Raw genomic sequence first — 6,959 nt, 5'->3', positions numbered from 1 at the left:
CTGATGTAATCGTGCCGAAGTCCGCTTCCAAGCCGCAGGTTCTGATGAGCAACAGGTTGGTATGAAAAAGACGGGGCTCTCCTTCCTTCAGTCCCTGTTCTGTTGTTGCCTTTCTTCGGTCCATATATCGCTGCAGTTGCTCAAAGGCTTCGGCCATGGGGTTGGCGCAGGTGGGGCCGCCTTTCTTGCACTCAACAACAGCCAATGGAATGCCGTTTACGAACAGAACCATGTCCGGGATGATGAATTGTTTGACACAGCCCGGGGTGTCTATTCTGAATTGATTGATGGCATGGAATTGATTGTTTTCTGCATTCTGGAAGTCGATCAGTTTGACCACCGGGTCCTGCTCTCCAGTGGCTTCATTGACATCCACCTGGGCTTTAAAAATCAGTTTCTGGATGGCTTCATTGGCTTCTAAAAGAGTTTTGTTGGGCTGTCGAAGGATTTGGTCGTGGAGGTCTGTGAATTGCCTGGACGTCAGCCAGGATTTGTCGTCTGATGTCCGGTTGATGTCGTTTACGGCTTGGGTGAATACTTCCGGCAAAATCCATTGTCTGAAGCTGTTTCGAAGGCTTTTTTCTGGATCGTGGGGGATATCCGAGCCCTGATCCACAATTGTCCAGCCCAGCTCTTTAAGCTGGCTTAGAAAGGGTTGTTCGACTTCGGTGTATTCAGACATGGTAGTTCCTTATTCGTCCACCGTTACCCTTACTTTACCAGTCATAAGGTCGTGAATTAATCCTGATTTTTGATTTTGTAATTTTTTATATATTGATACCTCAGATTCAAGCTTTTGATATACTATATAAATTGCTGTTGATATCCTTTCAACCTCTCTATCGTTTTGGGGGAAAGGGATTTCTAAATCTGAACACATCTCTAAAGTTAAATTGACTTGTCCTGAAGTTTGTTTTGAACGAACATAAAACCATCTTTGTGAGAAGTCTGAAAGGAGATAGTATAATAAAAAGTTTCGATGTTTTTTTGAAAAAGTTCTAAATATTGCAACAGCTTGATTTGTGTTGAATTCTTTGAAATCTTCTGGAACAAAACTAACTTTTCCCAAAGGGGGACCTACAATGTTCATAAGTATATCTCCAGGAAATATTTTTGATCTCATCAGCTCTCTGTCGTGTACTTTTTTATCAACGAACAACAATGATTTTTCCGTTTTAAACGATCCATCAAAGGTTAAATTTTCAACTCGGACAAATGGTACGGAATTTTCCGAATCGTAATGATCAACAAACTTAGAGGGAGTTGCTCCTTTCGTAACCGGATGGCAAAGGCTTCTTATTCTATTTACTTTCCATTCTCTTGGAATCCAACCAATCGAAGTTTCCTTGTATAGCTCCGGAATCTGCTCCCTTGTCGGCCGAAGTTTACCGTTAGGCGTCACTCCCCGGGTGAACAGATCATGCATCAGCCCTTGTTTGATTTGTTGGTATTTTTGGATTAGGACTTCGGTTTTATGTATTGCGGTGTCAATGGTTTTTAAAATGGAAGCTATTTTATTCTGGTATTTAGGAGAGGGAATTCTAAATGTAATCGTTTCAATATCTGAGTTTTTTAAATTATTAATTGCACTTCCGGATAAGGAGATGTCAATTTGTTTTTGGTATGTATGACTTTGAAATAAAAAAGGAATAAAGTCTGCGACCGCATTCGCCTGTGGTTTAAATATTGAGCAAAAAGCACCCACTGACAGTGCCGTTTTATACTCATCATTATATTGTGCGGATTTGCCAACCAATGCTTTGCTGCCATTTGACATGCACACAGCAATGTCACCCGTTTGCATCAGTTGATCTTTTTTAACTTTTTTGAGGGGTATACTGAGAGTGTTTTCAAATTTTAATTGGTTTCCGACTATATTATTGGCTCTTAATAAAGTAACAGAGTTATCTCCACTATGTTCAAGTAGATCCGTGGGGTCAAATGACACGCCTCTTACACCCTTTACCAATTGCCCAAAATGAGTTTCAGTCCAATCCATATTTGTATAGCTTCTTTTGTAGAATTTTGACAATATTCAATATCCCAGTTCAACCAGGAATTGTTTCAATTGATTGGATGCTGTATCCCTATCCATTTCAATTTGTTTGGCTGTGGCCGTATATTTATTCCATAGATTCTCAATTGATCTAATGCAAGCACGAAGGTCCGCCCTCAAGTAAGACTCGTAGGTTTCCATAAGTACGGACCGAAGCCGTTCAAGAATAACGGCCCGAGCTTCATTAATCGTGATCTTTTCCCTGGCGCTTTCAACAAGCTCATTCCGCTTGTTTTCCGTGGTCTTGATTTTTGCTTTCATCTCCTTGAGTTCATCTTCAAGGGTTTTGTGTTTGGATAATTCCCTTGAGATACGGTCAGTTCTGGATTTGGCAAGCTCTCCAGCGGTAATGACTTGTTTTAATGACTCTTCATATTCGGAATGATGCCCTACCTGCTTTGCCAGCTCAAGAATCCGGTTGCCGTTGGAAAATAGAGCCAGTTTCTGGGCCAGTCCTTCTGTACAATAAAAGGCTTTTTTCTCCCCTTTGGGTAGGAGATCCGCTGTTTGTATTTCAGAGAAGATATTTCCGGCCAGGTCCTTCAGGTTTTTTAAATGACCCTTCCACTCTGCGTTAAGCGCCTTGAGCGTATCCTTTTTTGATTTCACCTCATCTGCCGGCAGTACACCAGTGTCCTCAGTGTCTTCAAAATCTTCTTCCCCGGCCGCACTGAACAACGCAAGAAGTTCATCCCTGCGGGCCTTTGCCTGCTCCATCTCTTCCAATACTTCCGGGAACTGGCTTTCAAGAATGTCATCATCCGGTATCAGCCCAGGCCCCCATCCGCTGGCTGCAATGGACTTAAAGTCTGCTTTCAGAGTGTTGACGTAGTTGGCAAAGGCACCTCGCACTTGGAAAGAGGTTAGCAGATCCTGATCTTTGAAAGTGTCAGCGATGCTTTCCAGAAGCGTCCTTCGCATAAGATAAACATTGCCGGCATTCTCATGCTGGTTTTCCGGATCTTTGGCCAGGGCTTGAACAATGGGCAGATTCTTTTCCCACCAATCAGAAAGAGTATCCATGAAGGTTTTATGCCGCAGTACAACACCAGGGTGATTGGTTACAAACTCTGGAATATTGCGTTTGTCTGCGATGGCCGGGGCAAGATCCATGTAAATTTCATCTTTTGGGATAAAACAGTCCTGCATCAGTCCCGAATAATTGGACCAGAAATGATCCAAGGCATTGATCTCTGAAATGGGAATACCGCCATGGAGATGAGCCCGGACATCCTGGGGTTCGGGAGGCGGCGCATTGTCCACATATCTGCGGATATTGCAATTAAACTCCTCTGCTTCGATTTCTTCAACAGGAACATTCCTGGCATATCCCGGGGTGTCTACTTTTGCATGGTAGGTGTACACGATTTTGTCCATATCCTCGGGTCTAAGGAAGTTCCTTGCTTTGCCTTCCCGATACTCCCTGTCGCCATTGATAAACAAGACATGCACCCTGTCTTTTGCACCCTCTTTGTTGAGCACCAGGATACAGGCGGGGATACCGGTGCCATAAAACAAGTTGCTTGGCAGGCCGATAACTGCTTCAAGATATCCGTTTTTAATGAAGTATTGCCGGGCCTCACGTTCTTCCCCGCCACGGAATAGGACCCCGTGGGGCATGACAGTAGCAAGTCGTCCATCATGTTTGATGACTGACAGCATATGCTGAACAAACATCAGATCTGCTTTCTTACCCTTTTCAGGCATCATAACCGGGAACCGGCCTGGAAATTGTAACTCCTTCTTTTTGTAATTCTGGCTGAATGGGGGATTGGCAAGAACCCTGTCGAAGCGAGTCAACTCGTTTGTTTCATCCCGGTGCAGGGGCTCCTTAATGGTATCTCCATGGCGGATATCGGCATGGGAAATTCCGTGCAGCAGCATGTTCATTTTACAAATCGACCAAGTGGTGCCAATGGATTCCTGACCGTTCAGGGACAGTTCTCCCGGATCTCCGCCACACTCCCTCAAATAGTCGCGGGCTTGAATCAGCATACCCCCTGACCCGATAGTAGGGTCATAGAGACTCATACCTTCCCTTGGGTCACAGATTTCCACACAGATGCGGACGACTTCTGCAGGGGTATAGAATTCACCGGCCTTCTTCCCGGCGGAATCCGCAAAATACTTGATCAGCCATTCATAAGCCGTTCCAAGAAGGTCGGGGAACTCAAAGTCTTCGTCCTTCAGGGGTATCTTCTCAAAGTTTTGTATAAAATCGGCCAGGGTATCATCATCCAAGGTCCGTTGACCGATTTTACGGTTAAAATTGATGCCTTTAAGGACATCTTGCAGGGCGTCAATATTAGCTTCTTCGATGGCTTCCAGAGCCTTGTTCAGCTGCGTACCGACGTTTTCCTTTACATGCTTCAAGGCAGGGTGATGGATCGTTTTGATATCTCCGGTTTCTTTGTCTTTGACCTCTTCTTCCCAGCCTTCGTTCCATCTGGCCCTTTCGGGGACAAAGAAATATTTCCCAGAATAGTTATCACGGTCTTTGAGTTCAGTTTCTATATCCGCTGGGGACATCCCATCGGTTTTGCATTCTTTTCTGATTTCATTTCGGCGCTGGTCAAACAGATCGCTGGCCCGTTTTAAAAACAGCATACCGAAGATGTATTCTTTATACTCACTGGCATCCATACTGCCACGAAGGTCATCACAGGCCGTAAGGAGGAGGTGTTCAAGTTTTGAGAGTGTCAGTTTGTTTGCCATTATTTGCTGTTTCCTTTGAAAATAAATCCATCGGAGGTTCTTAACAGCAATGCAAAATGGTGTAAACTCATTTATCCCAATCGCTGTCTGGCAATTTAGCGTTCGGAAAGGCTATGTTTCCTTTAGATGATGAAAATTAATTAAAGGAAATTACTGTGGACTATTTGTGATTCATCACGTTTTTCAGAAATCATAAACCGGCAAGTCAAAACTTTACAGCGGTTATATATATATTGGATATTATATCGATTTTTCATAACCTATTGATTTTATGGCGAATATTTTTTTAAAAATCCAATAAAAAATCAAACACTTAGTCAAAATCGGTATAATGTCTACTATATTCTCTGGGAAAGGCTGTCTTTTGGAACAGGGCTTGCGCCTTATGGATGCTTTTAAGGTAATGATTGTATGAAGTCAGATAAAAGGAAAGAGGCCGGGAAAAATTCCTGCCGAGCACACCGTCGACAAACAGGCGACTGATGTGGTGTTCGTGGCGCAGCATGTTCTGGGATTGAAAAAATATCACCTTTTCCTCGGGCGTCATTTCTGAAATCATATTGATCATTACCGTTTGGGCACGGGGAAGGTACATCCAGAAATAAAACAGGTCAAGGGAGTTGATCATGATCAGGGTGGTAAGATCCCGGACCTCGGAATTTTTGTCTTCCAGCAGGCTGTCCGATTTTTCAAGAATGGTCAATTCCTCGGTGTCAGGGAAGAGCATGACCAGTCTGGAATAGATGTTGTACAGGTCTGAAATTTTTTTACGGATATTCTGTTTCCTTAATCTGGTATAGGTGGAGCGGTCTGCTGCTCCTTCGATAAAACAGGCCACAATGTCTGATGCGCCTTTTGAAATAACTGCTGCCCACTTCTGGAGAACACCGTTGATATTGGGGATATGAAAACCGCCTAGAATCAATCCGATGGCTGTGTTAAGCAGCACGGCCACCGGTATGGATAGAATGCTTCTGAAAAGATTTCCGATTGCCGCACCTTTGGGGAGCCCCCGAAGGACATTATGGCTTGACAGGTAAATGCCGTTAACAAGTCCCATAACCGTATAGAGAATCACAGGTTCGTTATCCACGGTGATCCCCATGGTCTCTTTCAAAAGGAGTACTTTAACCAAATAGTCCAGAAGCGGAACTGAAAATCCGGTGAACAAAAGAGAATCCGCCAACCGCTCCCAGCTGACATAATCGTTCCACTTCAGCAAAGATGCCTTTATAATGCCACCACCCCCAAGGATGGACTGCACCACGTTACGAATACCGGTAATGGAAAACCAGATCGCAGCTCCCAGGTAAGCCAGAACCCACCACTCCTTGGTCAGCATAAAACAAAGCTGGGCCGGAATAAAACCGATAATAACTTTCAGGGTGTTTTTCAGTTTGGTATTCAGATATTTCAGCTCTCTTTTTCCCCTTTTTTTCCCGGGGGATTTTTGCCGGATAAAGCCGTTTTTTGATTTCGCTACGGATTTTCCCAGGGTAACCAGATTGCCGGTGATCCGGTCCAAAAGATAAGAGCCGATAACCCATTTATTTTTCCTGTCAGCCAGCAAAAGGCGAATGCCCGGAATCCAGGCCAGAAAGCGGGGCAAGTGTTCGGGTTCAATCAACGTGATACTCCGGCTGGCTTTGATATAGACCGGCAAAGCCAGCCTGTCTACATTGGCCCTGCGAAATCTACGTCTGACATTACCGGGCAGGGTGTCCAGAACGGCAAAGCCCATGCCATAGGGATGGTGGGGCTTTCCTGTGGAGTCGGATCCGATTCTTAATTCAATGGGGTGCAGATCAAACATGTGCTTGAATTCATCGATGTCATTGAGAATGGCGGTCAGCACCATGAGACGGCTTTCCTTGTCATCTGGACTGCTTTTCTTTACATTATCAATAATTTTTGAGATGATCCGCTTGAGCTTAAGGGTACTGCCCTGACCGATGGCCTTTTGCAGGTCTGTGATACAAAGAAGGTGACGGGTTTCGGCCGGATTGTACTTTTTAAGGTTGATAATTTCGATCCGGGTAATCTGGCCACCGCTTTCATATAAAAGCTCAAGAACATCCGCCGGTCTAATCCTGTCCAGATTCAGGGTGATGCGATAATCATGATGCAGCTGGTCAATCCGGTTCAGAAATTCGCAGAAAGGGGTGGTCAGCCTGTCAGGAACAGGCTC

Annotated in this window: 3 protein-coding genes and 1 pseudogene; all 4 read right to left on the bottom strand. The window is 44.5% G+C overall.

Going from position 1 to position 6,959, the window contains the following annotated elements:
- A partial coding sequence (locus AB7U36_RS15195; protein ID WP_428160565.1) for a type I restriction endonuclease occupies positions 1–682 on the bottom strand: 682 nt, incomplete at its 3' end.
- A 9-nt stretch (positions 683–691) separates the two neighbouring features.
- Positions 692–1,999 (bottom strand): restriction endonuclease subunit S, encoded by a 1,308-nt coding sequence (locus AB7U36_RS15190; RefSeq protein ID WP_428160564.1) that lies wholly within the window; start codon positions 1,997–1,999, stop codon positions 692–694.
- Positions 2,000–2,035: 36 nt separating this feature from the next.
- A complete protein-coding gene (locus AB7U36_RS15185) occupies positions 2,036–4,771 on the bottom strand; it encodes an N-6 DNA methylase (protein WP_428160563.1) in 2,736 nt (911 codons plus the stop codon).
- A gap of 313 nt (positions 4,772–5,084) precedes the next feature.
- Positions 5,085–6,959: pseudogene (locus tag AB7U36_RS15180) on the bottom strand (hypothetical protein); the annotation flags it as partial.

This window comes from Desulfobacter sp. (assembly GCF_050177295.1).
This window is presented reverse-complemented; position numbering and strand designations above follow the sequence as displayed.

Excerpts from the sequence above, each read along its gene's own strand:
- AB7U36_RS15185 (WP_428160563.1), bottom strand. The coding sequence starts at position 4,771 with ATGGCAAACAAACTGACACTCTCAAAACTTGAACACCTCCTCCTTACG.
- AB7U36_RS15190 (WP_428160564.1), bottom strand. The coding sequence starts at position 1,999 with ATGGATTGGACTGAAACTCATTTTGGGCAATTGGTAAAGGGTGTAAGA.